Below are 325 nucleotides of genomic sequence, written 5' to 3'. Positions count from 1 at the left end.
GATCGGCGTCGACATGAACGCCGACCACCTCGCCGCCTGGCGCCTCGACACCCACGGCAACCCGACCGGGACCCCGCGCCGCTTCTTCTACGACCTCACGGGTACTGCGCAGCACCGTGATGCCCAGGTCCGCCACGCCCTGACCCGGCTGCTGCACTGGGCCAGATCCTGCGGGGTGAAGGCCATCGCGGTGGAAGACCTGGACTTCGCCGCGGAGAAGACCCGGGAGAAGCACGGCCGCCGCAAACGGTTCCGGCAGTTGATCTCGGGCATGCCCACCGGCCGGCTCCGCGCCCGGCTGACCTCGATGGCCGACCAGACCGGC

The 325-nt window shown here is 71.1% G+C and carries 1 pseudogene; it reads left to right on the top strand.

The annotated features are described in order from the left end of the window. Positions 1-325 (top strand): annotated as a pseudogene (locus tag IG08_RS0153490) (IS200/IS605 family accessory protein TnpB-related protein); the annotation flags it as partial.

Source organism: Streptomyces fulvoviolaceus (assembly GCF_000718165.1).
Lineage (GTDB): Bacteria > Actinomycetota > Actinomycetes > Streptomycetales > Streptomycetaceae > Streptomyces > Streptomyces fulvoviolaceus.
Note: the sequence above shows the minus strand (reverse complement) of the source record. Positions and strands in the feature narration are given on the sequence as shown.